Below are 14,933 nucleotides of genomic sequence, written 5' to 3'. Positions count from 1 at the left end.
GCTCCTTATTCATGCAGTCCGCATTCTGTTTTCGCCATACCGTTCCATCTGCCTGAGCGCAAGTCCTCTGCGGTAAATGCAGGTGACGTACAAGGCGCGCAGCCGATACTTGGATACCCTTGATCGTGGAGCGGATTGTAGTCCAGCTCATTCCGAGAGGTGTATCTCCAAATGTCTTTCCAAGTCCAATGGATAAGCGGGCAAACTTTTACTGATTTGAATTTCTCATCTTTGTTTAAGAAATTCGTATTGGCACGGCTTGGCCCTTGGTCGCGGCGCAGGCCGGAAAGCCATGCCGGGTGGCCGGAAAGCGCCTCTCTTAAAGGAACGATCTTTCTGAGATAGCAGCATTGGTTCGGCTCTCTTTCCCACAGTTTATCACCATGTTCTTCCGCCTGTTCCTCAAGAGTAAGGTTCGGTTTCTTCAGGATGATATTGAGGCCGGGATAGCGCTCTTTCACGCGTTCTATCGTTTCATAGGTTTCTTTAAAATGAAGCCCTGTATCGAGAAATACAATCTCTGCGTCTTTTTTCACTTTATAGATTAAGTCAATCAGAACGATTCCTTCAATTCCGAAACTGCAGGCATAAACAAGCTGATTGCCGTAATGGCCGTAAGCCCATTTTAAAACTGACAGCGCCCCTTTATAAGGATCGTCCTCCGGAAATGTAATCGTTGGTTCTTCCCAATTATCGTACGTTAACATTTCTTCTTTCCTCCTTTCGGAGACAAACAAACAGTAGCTTTCTGCCGGTTGTCTTTCCCAATTGTAATGTGATGCGGCTGCTGTTATCTCCGTAAACAGCCCCTCTTAAAATAAAAAACTTTCAATCCGGCGGAAAGAAAGACAGGAACTGCATGTAGCCCTTATCTTTCAAAATGGAATACATTTTGCTGGAAGTAGCACCTTACACATTGTGCAGGTTGCCGGGCTTCATAGGACCAGTCCCTCAGCCGCTCTTGATAAGTTTTTCAGATTTGTAGTAAATTTTAGCACAATTCTAACATAAGTCAACCCGAGTTTTTTTATAGGATTAATAAAAAAACAGACCCAAGGGCCTGTTTTCAATCGTGACAAGGCATTAAAGCCCTTCACAATACTGAAATTTATTTTTTAATTTTTAAACCAATCTTTTGACTCGGGATTCATTTTCCATGTTTTCAGCTTTTTCAGGTCATCTGAATGAATATTTCCATTCTCAAGTGCAACCTCTGTCAGTGTGTCATAATCAGTTAACGAGTAGTATGGAAGACCAGCCTCAGCAAACGCTTCCTTCGCTTTAGGAAGTCCATACGTAAAGATTGATACCACACCAAGCACTTCACAGCCAGCGGCTTTCAGAGCTGCTGCAGCTTCGAGTACGCTGCCCCCTGTGGAAATTAAATCTTCTATGACAACTGTTTTCTGGCCTTTTTGAACTGCACCCTCAATTTGATTGCCTTTTCCATGTGCTTTCGGTTTGCTTCTCACATAACACATCGGCAGGTTCAAACGGTCAGCCGCCAATGCCGCATGAGGGATACCTGCTGTCGCTGTTCCTGCGATCATCTCAGCTTCCGGGAAATACTCCTGGATAAGCTTGCTGATGCCTGCAGCAACATCATTTCTTACCTCTGGGAAAGAAAGGGTAAGGCGATTGTCACAGTAAATTGGCGATAATATGCCGCTCGCCCATGTAAACGGCTCATTCGGGCGTAAAAATACAGCTTGAATGTCTAATAGATGTTTTGCGATGATTTGTTTCATTGTTTGATTCCCTCCCATTCGAGTTTGACAGCTTCATAGGCTTTTAGCGGATTTGCAGCTTTTGTAATAGAGCGTCCCACAACAATTGCTGATGACCCTTTTTCTCTTGCTATAGAAGGCGTTGCAACGCGGACTTGATCATTCGCAGTGTCTGCTGACATACGGATACCCGGGGTCACCGTCAAAAACGACGGCGACACTGCTTCGTAAATGGCTTTCGCTTCATGAACAGAGCACACCACTCCATCAAGTCCGCTATTCTCCGCCAGTTTGCTGTAGTGTACAACCGTGTCGATGAGAGGCTTTCTGATCAGCAGCTCATCCTTCACCATTTGTTCAGAAGTGCTTGTCAGCTGGGTTACCGCAATAAGTGACGGACGTTGTTTTCCTGCCGGCGTGCCTTCCTCTAAGCCTTCCAAGGCTGCTTCCATCATTTTTTTGCCTCCGGCTGCGTGAACATTGACGAGATCGACTCCAAGGCAGGCGAGACGCTTCATTGCTTTATTCACCGTGGTCGGAATGTCATGGAGCTTTAAATCTAAAAAGACCTCACAGTTTCTTTCTTTTAATTGTGCAATTATAGCCGGGCCTTCTTGATAAAAAAGCTCCATTCCAACCTTCACAAATAACGGTTCTTTGTGAAAAGGCGCTAAAAATGACAGTGTTTCTTCAGCTGATTCAAAATCAAGCGCGATGATGGGCAGGTTGTTTTTCATGCTTCCAGCTCCTTCCGATGCATTCTTCAACAGATTCATAGCCGTATTGGCGTAAAACAGCTGGGAGCTGCTCAATGATGTCAGGGCATGCGAAAGGATTCACGAAATTTGCTGTTCCGACAGCGACCGCACTTGCTCCAGCCAGAAGAAATTCCAATGCGTCTTCGGCCGTCTGAACGCCTCCCATCCCGATAACCGGAATGCTGACAGCCTGGCTGACCTCATACACCATGCGGATCGCAACAGGCTTTACAGCAGGACCCGAAAGCCCTCCAGTTTTATTGGCTAATATTGGCTTGCCTGATTTTAAATCGAGCCTCATGCCGATTAATGTGTTGATCATCGTTAGACCATCCGCACCCGCTTCTTCAATCGCTACCGCAATTTCTGTGATGTTTGCCACATTCGGAGAAAGCTTCACATATACAGGCACATCTGACACTTTTTTAACAGCCTTCGTCAAATCAGCAGCCATGGCAGGATTTGTGCCAAAAGCAATTCCGCCTGTTTTGACGTTCGGACAGGAAATGTTCAATTCAAGCGCATGGACATTAGGCGCTTTGCTGATAAGTTCTGCGACTTCAACATAATCCTCGACCTGTGAGCCGGCGACATTGGCAATAATAGGCGTATCAAATTGCTCAAGCCATGGCAGCTCATTTTCTAAGACGCTTTCCAGCCCTGGATTTTGCAGACCGATCGCATTGAGCATACCAGCGCCAGTCTCAGCTACCCTAGGCGTCGGATTCCCGAAGCGGGGCTCCTTTGTCGTAGCTTTGATCATGATTGCTCCGAGACAAGACAAATCATAAAAACGCGCAAACTCTTTTCCAAAACCGAAGCAGCCTGATGCGGGAATGATCGGATTTTTCAAATCCAGACCCGGCAATTTCACCTCTAGCATTACAGCGCCACCTCCTGAGCTTTAAATACAGGTCCGTCAAGACATACCTTTACATAGGATGTCTCACTTTCGTTTGTATGGCACACACAGGCGAAGCATGCACCAATACCGCAGCCCATTCGTTCTTCCATGGAAATGTAAACCTCTTTGTGGGCGTATTCTTGTTTGAGCGCCTTTAGCATCGGTGTCGGCCCACAGCTGAGGAGAATGTCAAATTCAAGATTTTTTTGTTTGATGACACCTGTGACAAACCCGGTTTCCCCGTAGCTTCCGTCAGCTGTTGCTACATATGTGTCGCCGTACTGTCGGCATTCTTTTTCGTAAAAAACATCCTTTGCCGATTGGAATCCTAAAACGTGTATGACCTTTACGCCTTTTTCCTTTAAACGTTTCGACAGTTCTTGGAGAGGCGGGACTCCTACACCGCCTCCTACCAGCAAAGCCGTCTTTCCGGGTTGGACTTCATCTACTGGAAAGCCATTGCCCAAAGGCCCGAGGACATCTACGAGATCTCCCTTCTGCTTCAGCGACAAGAGTCTTGTTCCTTCCCCATCTACTCGATAAATCATGGTGACTTCATTTTTTTCAAAGTTAACATCAGCAATGCTGATTGGTCTTCGCAAAAGAGGCGTAACCGCTTCGCTCACTTTCAGGTGAAGGAACTGTCCCGGGACAGTAAACCCTTGGACAAGCTCCCCTTTTAGAACCATTTGATACACCCGGTCTGCAATTTGCTGGTTAGCACACACCGTCAAATACGCTTTTTTCATATAGTGATTGCCGCCTCCTGATTTGTGTTGATTGCCGGCATTTGATCTGCACGGAACGTCATGCTTTCCAGCACCCGCAAAATGGCTTCTGCCGTATCTAAAGATGTTAAGCAGGCAACACCGTTTTCTACTGATTCACGTCTGATTCTAAATCCGTCTCTTGCCGGCTGCTTTCCTTTTGTCAGCGTATTGATGACAAACTGGGCTTCTCCGTTTCTGATCACATCAAGCAAGTTCGGGCCGTCCTGGCCGATTTTTCCGACGACCTTCGCTGGAATTGACGCTTCCTTGAGATACCCTGCCGTTCCTTCGGTCGCTAAAATGTTATATCCGATCGCATGGAATCGTTTAGCAATGGCAAGCCCTTCTTCTTTGTCCTTATCAGCCACTGTTAAAAGCACGGAACCGTAGTTTGGGATTTGAATGCCTGAAGCTATCAGGGCTTTATAGAGGGCCTTTTCAAGGGTTGAATCTTTGCCCATGACCTCTCCTGTTGATTTCATTTCAGGCCCTAACGTAATGTCCACTCTTCTCAGCTTCGCGAAGGAAAAGACCGGCGCTTTTACAAATACGCCCTGCTGTTCAGGCTGCAGGCCTTCATTGTAGCCAAACTCGGCCAGCTTTTGCCCCAGAATGACTTTTGTCGCGAGGTTCGCCATCGGGATGCCCGTGATCTTGCTTAAGAACGGCACCGTTCTGCTTGATCTCGGATTGACTTCAAGCACGTATACCTCACCTTGTGACAGGACGAATTGAATGTTGAGCAATCCGACAATGTTCAGCCCTTTCGCAAGTGCGATTGTATATTGTTCAATTTTTTTCTTAATGTCTTCCGTCAGAGACTGCGGCGGATAGACCGCGATGGAGTCTCCGGAGTGCACGCCCGCACGCTCAATATGCTCCATGATTCCCGGAATGACAACGGTTTCGCCGTCAGACACCGCATCCACTTCGATTTCTTTCCCAGTCAGATATCTGTCAATTAAGACTGGATGCTGCGGATTGATTTTGACTGCGTTTTTCATGTAATGGAGCAGCTCTTCCTCATGATAGACAATTTCCATCGCCCGTCCGCCAAGCACATATGAAGGGCGCACCAGTACCGGATAGCCGATGTTGCTTGCGATGTTTACCGCCTGATCAACCGATGTCGCAGTTTTGCCAAGCGGCTGCGGCACTTGAAGTTCTTCCAGCGCCTGTTCAAACTTATCCCGGTCTTCCGCACGGTCTAAATCTTCTAATGACGTTCCAAGGATTTTGACTCCGCGTGCAGAAAGTTCGTCAGCAAGGTTGATTGCAGTTTGTCCGCCAAATTGCACGACAACGCCCATCGGCTGTTCGAGGTCAATGATATGCATGACATCTTCGATCGTAAGCGGTTCAAAGTACAGCTTGTCTGAGATACTGAAATCGGTCGACACGGTTTCCGGGTTATTATTGACGATAATTGCCTCATAGCCTGCTTGTTTAATTGCCCACACGGAGTGAACCGTAGCGTAGTCAAATTCAACCCCTTGGCCGATTCGAATCGGGCCGGAGCCAAGTACGATCACGCTTTTCTTATCTGTAACAACAGATTCATTTTCTTCTTCATATGTGCTGTAGAAGTATGGCGTTTCTGATTCGAATTCCGCCGCGCACGTATCCACCATTTTAAATACCGGTGCGATTCCCGCTTGTATTCTCATGCTGTAAAGCTCAGATTCTTTCATTTTCCACTCGCGGCTGATGTACTTATCAGAAAATCCGAGTTCTTTTGCCTGTCTCAGCACATCTGTATCGCCCGCATTTGCTTTCAGCTCTTTTTCAAACTGAACGATTCCGAACAGCTTATGCAGGAAAAAGAGGTCGATGGCAGAGAATTCATGAAGCTGCTCAACTGTGTAGCCCCTTCTGTACGCTTCAGCCAGGTAGAATAAACGCTCGTCTCCGGCTTTTTTAATCCGCTTCTCGAGAAGCTCATCTGAAATATCAGCGGCATCTTTTAATTCAAGATGATACACATCAGCTTCCAGTGAACGCACAGCTTTCAGCAGCGATTCTTCAAGCGTGCGGCCAATCGCCATTACCTCTCCCGTCGCTTTCATCTGAGTGCCGAGCCTTCTGTTTGCTGATTCAAACTTATCAAATGGCCAGCGCGGTATTTTAGATACGACATAGTCCAGCGCTGGTTCAAACGCTGCGTATGTCTTACCTGTCACCGGATTCATCATCTCGTCTAATGAAAGGCCGACGGCGATTTTAGCTGCGAGCTTTGCGATCGGATAGCCTGTCGCTTTTGATGCAAGGGCAGATGAACGACTGACACGCGGGTTCACTTCAATGATGTAGTATTGGAAGCTGTCTGGATCTAAAGCGAGCTGTACGTTACATCCGCCTTCAATTCCAAGCGCACGGATCAGTTTTAAAGATACATTCCGCAGGAGCTGATATTCCCGGTCGCTGAGCGTTTGGCTCGGTGCGACGACAATACTGTCTCCTGTATGGATTCCGACCGGATCAATGTTCTCCATATTACAAACGACAATCGCATGATCTTGGCTGTCTCTCATGACTTCGTATTCGATTTCTTTGTAGCCGGCAATGCTTTTTTCAAGCAAACATTGGTGAACCGGGCTTAATTTTAATCCGTTTTCAACAATTTCTTTCAGCTCGGCTTCAGTGGAGCAAATCCCTCCGCCTGTGCCGCCTAATGTATATGCAGGGCGGACAATGACAGGAAATCCGATTTGGCTGACGAAATTCTCGGCTTCTTCTAGCGAGTGAATGATCTCACTTTCAGGAACAGGTTCATTCAGCTCATTCATTAATGTTCTGAACAAGTCACGGTCCTCAGCTTGCTGGATTGCAGACAGCTTTGTGCCGAGCACCTCAACGCCGCACTCCTCCAGCACACCTTGCTCAGAAAGCTCAACCGCAAGATTCAAGCCTGTTTGCCCGCCGAGTGTAGGAAGAATGGCGTCAGGACGCTCTTTTCTGATGATCCGTGTCAGAAATTCAGATGTCAGCGGTTCGATGTAAACCCGGTCAGCCATTTCTGTATCGGTCATGATCGTCGCCGGGTTTGAGTTGACAAGAATAACCTCATAGCCTTCTTCTTTTAATGCAAGGCAGGCTTGAGTTCCCGCATAATCAAATTCAGCTGCCTGACCGATGATAATTGGTCCTGACCCAATTACTAAAATTTTGTTAATGTCTACGCGTTTTGGCATATCGCTTCCCCTTCTTTCTCTGTTGTTTCGATCATTTCGATAAATCTGTCAAATAGATGATTAGCGTCCTCAGGACCGGGTGATGCTTCCGGATGATATTGAACCGTAAATGCCGGCAGTGTTTTGTGTTTCAGCCCTTCAATCGTATCGTCGTTTATCGCGATGTGTGTGACTTCAAGCTCTGTTTCATTTATAGATGAAACTGTATATCCATGGTTTTGGGATGTTAAGGCAACTTTTCCGGTTGCAAGCTCTTTTACCGGATGGTTAGAGCCCCTGTGACCGAATTTCATTTTTTCAGTATCGGCTCCGCACGCCAGCGCAAATAACTGGTGGCCGAGACAAATTCCGAATAATGGCACTTTTCCAAGAACACCTTTTATCATTTCAATTGCTTCAGGCACATCTTTCGGGTCGCCAGGTCCGTTAGAAAGCATGATGCCGTCTGGCTTCAGCTGAAGGACTTCTTCTGCTGTTACATTGTAAGGCACAACAATGACGTCACATTTCCGTTTGTTCAGCTCTCTTAAAATACCGTGCTTCATGCCAAAGTCCACCAAGACAATGCGTTTGCCTCTTCCCGGACTAGGATATGCTGTTTTGGCTGACACTTGGGATACTTGATTTCTCGGCAGTTCAGTTTCGTTCAGTCTTTTCAGTACTGCTTCGATATCTTCATCAGGTGAGGCAAACGTTCCTTTTAGCGCGCCGGCCGTGCGGATCATTCTCGTCAGCTTTCTCGTATCAATTCCTTGCAGTCCAGGAATGTTTTTCATTTTTAAATACTCATCCAATGTGTAAGCTGAACGCCAGTTGGAAGGCAGTTCACATAATTCTTTTACAACCAATCCTTTAACAAAAGGCGTAATGGATTCAAAGTCATCACGGTTAATCCCGTAATTTCCGATAAGCGGATATGTTAACGTAACGATCTGCCCGCAATAAGAAGGGTCTGACAAAATTTCCTGATAACCAGTCATACCGGTATTGAAAACGACTTCTCCCATGCTGTGCTCCAAGCTCCCGAAGGCTTTTCCCTCAAATACCGCTCCGTTTTCCAGTACTAATCGTCTTTTCATTTCACAAGTCTCCCTTCTTCATAAGCAAGCGTTCCTGCTGCAATTGTAGCGACTGGCCAGCCGCTGCAGTTAAGGCCGTTAAATGGTGTGTTTTTACCTTTAGATAAGAATGTTTCTTTGTCTATAACTGCTTCTCTTTCCAGGTCGATTAACGTGATGTCAGCTGCTTGTCCCGTTTTCAGTGTTCCATATGGGAGACCAAACGCTTCGCAAGGCTTGATTGTCATATAATCAATCAGCTGTTTCAGCGTCCAGCTGCCGTTTTTAACAAAATGTGTGTAAAGAAGCGGGAACGCTGTTTCCAAACCGACAATTCCGAACGGCGCCAGCTTCATTTCTGTGTTTTTCTCTTCTTCTGTATGCGGCGCGTGGTCGGTTGCTATAAAGTCGATCGTTCCGTCTAAAAGTCCTTCAATCAGCGCTTCTCTATCCTCCGCACCGCGCAGCGGCGGGTTCATTTTATAGTTTGTGTCGAGCCCGGGAATGTCTTCATCACAAAGCAGTAAATGGTGAGGTGAAACTTCTGCTGTGACCCGAATTCCCGCTTTTTTCGCATCACGCACGACTCTCACAGATTCTTTCGTGCTGATATGGCATACATGGTAATGGCAGTTTGCCGCCTCAGCCAGTAACACGTCACGGGCAATATGAACCGATTCACACACAGAAGGAATGCCGTTAAGCCCGTTCGCTTTTGAAAACGTCCCCTCATGGACGCTGCCTCCGTAAATTAAGGAGTTATCCTCGCAATGTGCGACAATCGCTTTGTCAATCGCGGCTGCGCGTTTCATTGCTTCATACATCATTCCTGCTGTCTGTATACCGACGCCGTCATCTGTAAATGCAAATGCCCCAGCTTCTTTTAATGCTTCAAAGTTTGTCATCTCATCGCCAATTTGTCTGATCGTAATAGATGCATAAGGAAGGACTCTGACGCATGATGTTTCTTTAATGCGGTTTTGCACCCATTCCATCTGCTCCTTCGTATCAGGAACCGGCCGTGTATTCGGCATTGCTGCTACTGTTGTATAACCGCCGCGCGCCGCCGCTTTTGCGCCGGTTTCAATGGTTTCTTTTTTCTCTCCGCCAGGCTCTCTAAAGTGTACATGGAGGTCAACAAAGCCCGGTGACACGAGCAATCCTTTCGCGTCAATCACCGTTTCTCCATCTGCTGCATCAAGCTTGCCGATTTCTGAGATGACCTCTCCTGTCACCCGAATATCCTGTTCTGTTTTTTCACCATTTTCGTTAAGTATCCAGCCGTTTTTAATGAGATATGACATACGCTGCTTCTCCTCTTTTCGCATTGGTTTGTAAGGCTCGCTGTAACACTGCCATTCTGATAAATACGCCATTTTGCATTTGTTTGAAGATTCTTGATTTTTCATTTTCTACTAAGCTGTGATCAATCTCCACTCCTCTGTTCACAGGCGCCGGGTGCATAATAATCGCATGCTGCTTCATACGTTCAGCCCGTTCTGCAGTCAAGCCGAATTCATTTAAATAGCCTTCCTGGCTGACAGCTGACTGATGTCTTTCATTTTGAATACGCAGCAGCATGACAACATCCGAAGTCTCTACTGCTTCATCTATTGAGACATACGCGCCAAACGTATTTTCTTCATCCTGCCATTCCGGCGGACCGGAAAACAGAACGCGGGCACCGAGTCTTGTCAACACTTCAGCATTAGACCTCGCGACTCTGCTGTGCTTAATGTCGCCGTGAATGGAGACGGTAAGGCCTTTGAACGTATTGAATTCTTCATTGATTGTCATTAAATCAAGCAATGATTGTGTTGGGTGCTGGCCGCACCCGTCTCCCGCATTCAGAATCGGGATTTTTACATGTCCGACAAGCTCTTTGTAGTACTCATCCTCACTGTGTCTGATGACACACGCGTCAACACCGATTGATTCGAGCGTTCGAATTGTGTCATATAAGGTTTCGCCTTTTTGTACGCTGGTGCTTGTTCCGTCAAGATTCAGGACATTCATGCCCAGTTTCTTTTCAGCTACCTCAAAGCTGAATCGTGTTCTCGTGCTTGGTTCAAAAAACAGATTCGCTGCAAATTTACCTGTCAGCTGATGGTCTGTTTTTCCGTTTTTAAGGTCTTGGGCAGTTTGAAGCAAATCTTTGATTTCCCCAGTGCTGAGTTCACTCATCGTCGTTAAATGCTTCATTTTCTTTCTCCTCTCATTTCAACTTGTTTAAGGCTGAAAAAACCCCGGTCTTGGATAGACTCGGGGTACGGTTAAATAGAGGAGCAGCGTGAAGCTTTCTTCTCTTTATAACCCTTCCAAGCCTCTCTGGACTTTCATTAAAAGGTTTAAATATGATGTTGTTCGGATGTGTCTGCCTGCTCTTCCTTCGCTTGCGGAAGAATCAGGTTTAAGATGACACCTACAATTGCCGCAAGCGCCATGCCTGACACTTGGAATCCTCCTTCAGACACCTGAATAAAAGCGCCGCCTACGCCGATTACAAGGATGACTGATGTGATGATGAGGTTTCTGTTATTTTCATAATCAATTTTGTTGTCAATCAGCATTCTCAAACCGCTTGAAGCGATGATGCCGAACAGCAGGAAGGAAACGCCTCCCATAACCGCTGACGGGACTGAACTGATAAGCGCAGATATTTTGCCGATGAAGCCGAAACAAAGGGCAATCACTGCCGCGCCTCCGATAACAAAGACGCTGAACACTCTCGTAATGGCCAGTACGCCAATGTTTTCTCCATAAGTTGTTGTAGGCGGGCCGCCAATCAAGGAAGCAAGGATTGTGGCCGCGCTGTCGCCCATTATCGAGCGATGGAGACCCGGTTTTTTAATGAAGTCTTGTCCTACAACTTTGCTCAGCACCATCTGGTGGCCGATATGCTCTGACATGGTAACAAATGCGACAGGGACCATTGCTGCGGCGATGCCAAGTGTCACTGACGGCGTATAATCTTTAAACGGGATGATAAATTCAGGGACTGCAAACCATTTCGCGTCAAGGACCGGCTGGAAGTTGACAATTCCTTGAGTCAAGGCAAACAAGTATCCGCCGATGATTCCGATCAAGACCGGGATTAAGCTTAAGAAGCCCCGCAAGAAAATCGCGCAAATGATCGTGATCGCTAAAGTGACACCTGCAACACTGAAATGTTTTAAGCTGTAAACCAGCTCACTGGCATTCGGATCAGCATACATGGCCATATTTACCGCTGTGCCGGCCAGACCCAGTCCAATGACGATAATAACCGGACCTACGACGACAGGCGGGAGAAGCTTCATCAGCCAGCCTGTTCCGAGCTGTCTGATCAGCAAGGCAATCAGCCCGTACACAAGCCCTGCCAGAAACGCACCAACCATTGCCGCTCCGGGTCCGCCGGTCGCTTTTACCAAGATGATCGGAGAAATAAAGGCAAAGGATGAACCGAGATACGCTGGTATTTGTCCTTTCGTGATCAGAAGGTAAGCAAGTGTTCCGATACCGCTCGTCACCAATGCAACAGCAGGACTCATTCCGACCAGCTTCGGAACCAAAATCGTTGAGCCAAACATCGCAAATAAATGCTGCAGGCTGAACGAAACCCAAGAGAAAGGTTTCGGGATTTCCCTGACTCCTAAATTAACTTTTTTCTTACTCATGATGATTTTCCCCCTGATTGATGACTTTTCATATTAGGATGACTTAATAACTGTATAAAAAAACCTCTTTGCTGTTTTTACGCAAAGAGGCATACAAAGACCGGCCGCATACTTTCGGGGCTTCGCTGTGCACCTCTTTGCAACCTCTCTGGATTGCGTTTAAAAAGGTGATACATTATTCATTTTCATAAATGGCGACGAGATCGTTTTTGTCAACCTCATCAAGCTGAACCATAACCTTTTCAGCTTTTGAAGTCGGGATGTTTTTCCCGATGTAATCTGCTCGGATCGGCAGTTCTCTGTGTCCTCTGTCAACAAGCACAGCCAGTTGAATTGAGGAAGGTCTGCCTACATCGACAAGGGCGTCCATTGCGGCTCTGACCGTTCTTCCTGTGTAAAGAACATCATCTACGACAATTACTTTTTGATCTGTGATGTCTACCGGTATATCTGCACCTTTCACGAGCGGTTCTTCATTGCTCGTTTTTTTGGATAGATCGTCTCTGTAAAGGGTGATATCAATTTCTCCAACCGTTACAGGATTCCCTTCAATCTGTTCTATCCGTTCGGCGAGGCGTTTTGCCAAGTAAATACCTCTTGTCTTGATACCGACAAGGATGCAGTTGTTCATCCCTTTATTGCGTTCAATCATTTCGTGAGCAATTCTGGTCAGCGCACGTCTGATTGCCTGTTCGTCGAGAATGACAGCTTTTTGATTCATTATGTGACACCTCACAGTTCATTTAGAAGAAAAAACCCCTCTTGCCATTGGCAGAGAGGGGTTTTAGGACAAGATGCGTGCATATACACGTATCCCGTCAATCCGTTATCCTTCTCAGCCTCTCTGGACTGTTTTAAAGAATCTATTCAGCTTCGTTTATTATTTCAGAAAAGAGATGCCCTGTCAACGGGTTTTTCTCAGATTTTCGATTAAAGCAGACATATCATCAGGAAGCGGTGCCTCAAATTCGATATATTCGTCAGTGCGCGGATGCTGAAAACCTAAAATTCCGGCATGAAGCGCCTGTCCGTTAAAATCGATCGTTTTTCTCGGCCCGTATTTCGGATCTCCTGCTAACGGGAATCCGATATACTTCATATGCACACGGATTTGGTGCGTTCTTCCTGTTTCAAGCTGGCATTCCACAAGCGTAAATTCCTGGAAGCGGTCAAGAACATGAAAATGAGTGACGGCGTTTTTTCCATCACGTGTTACAGTCATGCTTTGCCGATCTTTCTTATCCCGCCCGATCGGCGCATCAATTGTACCATCATCGTGAGAAATAAGCCCATGGACAACTGCCGTATATTTCCGCGTAACCGTTTTGTTGACCAATTGGTTTACAAGTGACTCGTGCGCCATATCATTCTTCGCCACCATTAATAAGCCAGACGTGTCCTTATCGATTCTGTGTACGATCCCCGGACGCATCACGCCATTTATTCCGGATAGGTCCGTACAATGAGCCATAAGGCCGTTTACAAGTGTACCCGTAAGATGCCCGGGAGCTGGGTGCACAACCATTCCGCGAGGTTTATTGACGACCAGCACATCCTGATCTTCATAGTAAATATCCAGATCCATAGGTTCTGCCAGCACGTCGAGCGCTTCAGGCTCAGGCACAGTGACAGTCACCTGATCCCCCGGCTGAATTTTATAATTCGATTTTACAGGGCTTCCGTTCACGACAACTTGTCCGTCCTTCACCCATAGCTGCACCTGGGTTCTCGACCAACCATTTTCAGTCGATGCCAGAAATTTATCAATCCGCTCACTTTTTTGTTCTTCTGAAGCGGTTATGTCAAATTGATTCATGCTATTGCTCCTTCTTCTTTTTCCCGCTGTCCAACAGCATTTGTATAAATAAAAGCATTACGCCGACACATAATGAAGAGTCCGCGATATTAAAAATCGGGTAATTGTAATTGACGATAATGACATGGATAAAATCCACCACTTCCTGTCTGACAGCCCGATCGATAAAATTGCCGATGGCGCCGCCAAGCATGAGTCCAAGGGAAACACCAAGAAGCTTTTGCCCTTTCGTATAACGCTGTATGTAATAAACAATACCAATAATGACTGCAGTTGTGATGAGGTAGAAAAACCACATCTGACCGGCTAATATCCCCCACGCCGCACCCGTATTGCGATGGGAGGTGATATAGAATACCTGATCAATGATCGGTATGCTTTGTCCAAGTTCCATGTTCTTGACGACAAGCCATTTTGTCAGTTGATCAGCTGCGATAATAAGTAGTGCGATAACGTAATACAGCACAAACGTTCCTCCATTATACGGTTACTTTAGTCCATTATGCATTTTATCAATAAAAAGCACTGGAGTAAAGAAATATCAGCCTCTATACAGACTTAATCGGAGAGGCGCTGTTATTCATACAGCGCCTGATCATATTCAATATCAGTTGATTTCCACAGAGGAAGTGTTTTTTTTTCAAATTGGACTGAATACAGAAAATCATTTGCTGTTCGCGCTGTCGGCAGCACAGCCAGCTTTGAAAGAGGAATGGGAGCTCCAGTTTCTTCACAGTATCCGAATGTGCCGTCCTCAATTTTCGACAATGCGAGAAGAACGTCTTGAAGCTCTTCTTTAATATGATAGATCAGAGTTGCTTTTTGTTTATGATTGATTGCTGCTTGCGGGCTTGTTGAAACCTGAAAGCAAGAATACTCAAATAATCTCGACTGTAATTCTTCTTTCATCAGAAGAAGTTCCGTATAAATTGCGGTCAGTTGATCATTCATTCATCACAACTCCTGCTCTTAACGTAATACCTATATTGTTACCTGTGAATGATGATCTAAAGCCCATAAGATTTTTCCTGCCATTCTAAACGATGTCACTCT

At 46.2% G+C, this 14,933-nt stretch carries 14 protein-coding genes and 1 riboswitch; all 14 genes read right to left on the bottom strand.

Going from position 1 to position 14,933, the window contains the following annotated elements; genetic code table 11:
* Positions 1 to 5 precede the first annotated feature (5 nt).
* The 14 genes from NSS75_RS08685 to ylyA all read right to left on the bottom strand — a co-directional run bounded on the left by NSS75_RS08685 (position 6) and on the right by ylyA (position 14,831).
* Positions 6 to 707, bottom strand: coding sequence for a phosphoadenylyl-sulfate reductase (locus NSS75_RS08685; protein WP_024121347.1), 702 nt, complete (start codon positions 705 to 707; stop codon positions 6 to 8).
* A gap of 158 nt (positions 708 to 865) precedes the next feature.
* Positions 866 to 971, bottom strand: a riboswitch (SAM riboswitch).
* Positions 972 to 1,115: 144 nt separating this feature from the next.
* Positions 1,116 to 1,748 (bottom strand): orotate phosphoribosyltransferase, encoded by a 633-nt coding sequence (gene pyrE / locus NSS75_RS08680; protein WP_301282528.1) that lies wholly within the window; start codon positions 1,746 to 1,748, stop codon positions 1,116 to 1,118.
* Positions 1,745 to 2,464, bottom strand: a complete 720-nt coding sequence (gene pyrF, locus NSS75_RS08675) for an orotidine-5'-phosphate decarboxylase (protein ID WP_339237007.1) — start codon at positions 2,462 to 2,464, stop codon at positions 1,745 to 1,747. The genes pyrE and pyrF overlap by 4 nt, the downstream gene beginning before the upstream one ends.
* Positions 2,433 to 3,368 carry a dihydroorotate dehydrogenase gene (locus NSS75_RS08670; RefSeq protein ID WP_024121344.1) on the bottom strand — a complete coding sequence of 312 codons (936 nt, stop codon included), beginning with the start codon at positions 3,366 to 3,368 and terminating at the stop codon, positions 2,433 to 2,435. The genes pyrF and NSS75_RS08670 overlap by 32 nt, the downstream gene beginning before the upstream one ends.
* Positions 3,368 to 4,138, bottom strand: coding sequence for a dihydroorotate oxidase B electron transfer subunit (gene pyrK, locus NSS75_RS08665; protein WP_216394494.1), 771 nt, complete (start codon positions 4,136 to 4,138; stop codon positions 3,368 to 3,370). The genes NSS75_RS08670 and pyrK overlap by 1 nt, the downstream gene beginning before the upstream one ends.
* Positions 4,135 to 7,350: a carbamoyl-phosphate synthase (glutamine-hydrolyzing) large subunit gene (gene carB / locus NSS75_RS08660; RefSeq protein ID WP_216394495.1), complete on the bottom strand. Its 3,216-nt coding sequence runs from the start codon at positions 7,348 to 7,350 to the stop codon at positions 4,135 to 4,137. The genes pyrK and carB overlap by 4 nt, the downstream gene beginning before the upstream one ends.
* Positions 7,335 to 8,429, bottom strand: a complete 1,095-nt coding sequence (locus NSS75_RS08655; RefSeq protein WP_339237004.1) for a carbamoyl phosphate synthase small subunit — start codon at positions 8,427 to 8,429, stop codon at positions 7,335 to 7,337. The genes carB and NSS75_RS08655 overlap by 16 nt, the downstream gene beginning before the upstream one ends.
* Entirely contained in the window at positions 8,426 to 9,712 is a 1,287-nt protein-coding gene (locus NSS75_RS08650; RefSeq protein ID WP_101861193.1) for a dihydroorotase, read from the bottom strand. The genes NSS75_RS08655 and NSS75_RS08650 overlap by 4 nt, the downstream gene beginning before the upstream one ends.
* Positions 9,696 to 10,610 (bottom strand): aspartate carbamoyltransferase catalytic subunit, encoded by a 915-nt coding sequence (locus NSS75_RS08645; RefSeq protein ID WP_339237001.1) that lies wholly within the window; start codon positions 10,608 to 10,610, stop codon positions 9,696 to 9,698. The genes NSS75_RS08650 and NSS75_RS08645 overlap by 17 nt, the downstream gene beginning before the upstream one ends.
* Before the next feature lie 146 nt (positions 10,611 to 10,756).
* Entirely contained in the window at positions 10,757 to 12,064 is a 1,308-nt protein-coding gene (gene pyrP / locus NSS75_RS08640; RefSeq protein WP_024121339.1) for a uracil permease PyrP, read from the bottom strand.
* Between the two features lie 175 nt (positions 12,065 to 12,239).
* Entirely contained in the window at positions 12,240 to 12,785 is a 546-nt protein-coding gene (pyrR, locus tag NSS75_RS08635) for a bifunctional pyrimidine operon transcriptional regulator/uracil phosphoribosyltransferase (protein ID WP_024121338.1), read from the bottom strand.
* A 183-nt stretch (positions 12,786 to 12,968) separates the two neighbouring features.
* On the bottom strand, positions 12,969 to 13,880 hold the full coding sequence (locus tag NSS75_RS08630) for an RluA family pseudouridine synthase (protein WP_024121337.1): 912 nt from the start codon (positions 13,878 to 13,880) through the stop codon (positions 12,969 to 12,971).
* A 1-nt stretch (position 13,881) separates the two neighbouring features.
* On the bottom strand, positions 13,882 to 14,346 hold the full coding sequence (lspA, locus tag NSS75_RS08625; RefSeq protein ID WP_010334181.1) for a signal peptidase II: 465 nt from the start codon (positions 14,344 to 14,346) through the stop codon (positions 13,882 to 13,884).
* Between the two features lie 110 nt (positions 14,347 to 14,456).
* Positions 14,457 to 14,831, bottom strand: coding sequence for a sporulation-related RNA polymerase-binding protein YlyA (gene ylyA / locus NSS75_RS08620; RefSeq protein WP_024121336.1), 375 nt, complete (start codon positions 14,829 to 14,831; stop codon positions 14,457 to 14,459).
* Between the last annotated feature and the right edge of the window lie 102 nt (positions 14,832 to 14,933).

This window comes from Bacillus sp. FSL K6-1012, assembly GCF_037964915.1.
Taxonomy (GTDB): Bacteria; Bacillota; Bacilli; order Bacillales; family Bacillaceae; genus Bacillus; species Bacillus halotolerans.
This window is presented reverse-complemented; position numbering and strand designations above follow the sequence as displayed.

What these genes read in the sequence shown, in the direction of transcription:
- NSS75_RS08685 (WP_024121347.1), bottom strand. Translation starts at nt 707, where the DNA reads ATGTTAACGTACGATAATTGGGAAGAACCAACGATTACATTTCCGGAG.
- pyrE (WP_301282528.1), bottom strand. Translation starts at nt 1,748, where the DNA reads ATGAAACAAATCATCGCAAAACATCTATTAGACATTCAAGCTGTATTT.
- pyrF (WP_339237007.1), bottom strand. Translation starts at nt 2,464, where the DNA reads ATGAAAAACAACCTGCCCATCATCGCGCTTGATTTTGAATCAGCTGAA.
- NSS75_RS08670 (WP_024121344.1), bottom strand. Translation starts at nt 3,368, where the DNA reads ATGCTAGAGGTGAAATTGCCGGGTCTGGATTTGAAAAATCCGATCATT.
- pyrK (WP_216394494.1), bottom strand. Translation starts at nt 4,138, where the DNA reads ATGAAAAAAGCGTATTTGACGGTGTGTGCTAACCAGCAAATTGCAGAC.
- carB (WP_216394495.1), bottom strand. Translation starts at nt 7,350, where the DNA reads ATGCCAAAACGCGTAGACATTAACAAAATTTTAGTAATTGGGTCAGGA.
- NSS75_RS08655 (WP_339237004.1), bottom strand. Translation starts at nt 8,429, where the DNA reads ATGAAAAGACGATTAGTACTGGAAAACGGAGCGGTATTTGAGGGAAAA.
- NSS75_RS08650 (WP_101861193.1), bottom strand. Translation starts at nt 9,712, where the DNA reads ATGTCATATCTCATTAAAAACGGCTGGATACTTAACGAAAATGGTGAA.
- NSS75_RS08645 (WP_339237001.1), bottom strand. Translation starts at nt 10,610, where the DNA reads ATGAAGCATTTAACGACGATGAGTGAACTCAGCACTGGGGAAATCAAA.
- pyrP (WP_024121339.1), bottom strand. Translation starts at nt 12,064, where the DNA reads ATGAGTAAGAAAAAAGTTAATTTAGGAGTCAGGGAAATCCCGAAACCT.
- pyrR (WP_024121338.1), bottom strand. Translation starts at nt 12,785, where the DNA reads ATGAATCAAAAAGCTGTCATTCTCGACGAACAGGCAATCAGACGTGCG.
- NSS75_RS08630 (WP_024121337.1), bottom strand. Translation starts at nt 13,880, where the DNA reads ATGAATCAATTTGACATAACCGCTTCAGAAGAACAAAAAAGTGAGCGG.
- ylyA (WP_024121336.1), bottom strand. Translation starts at nt 14,831, where the DNA reads ATGAATGATCAACTGACCGCAATTTATACGGAACTTCTTCTGATGAAA.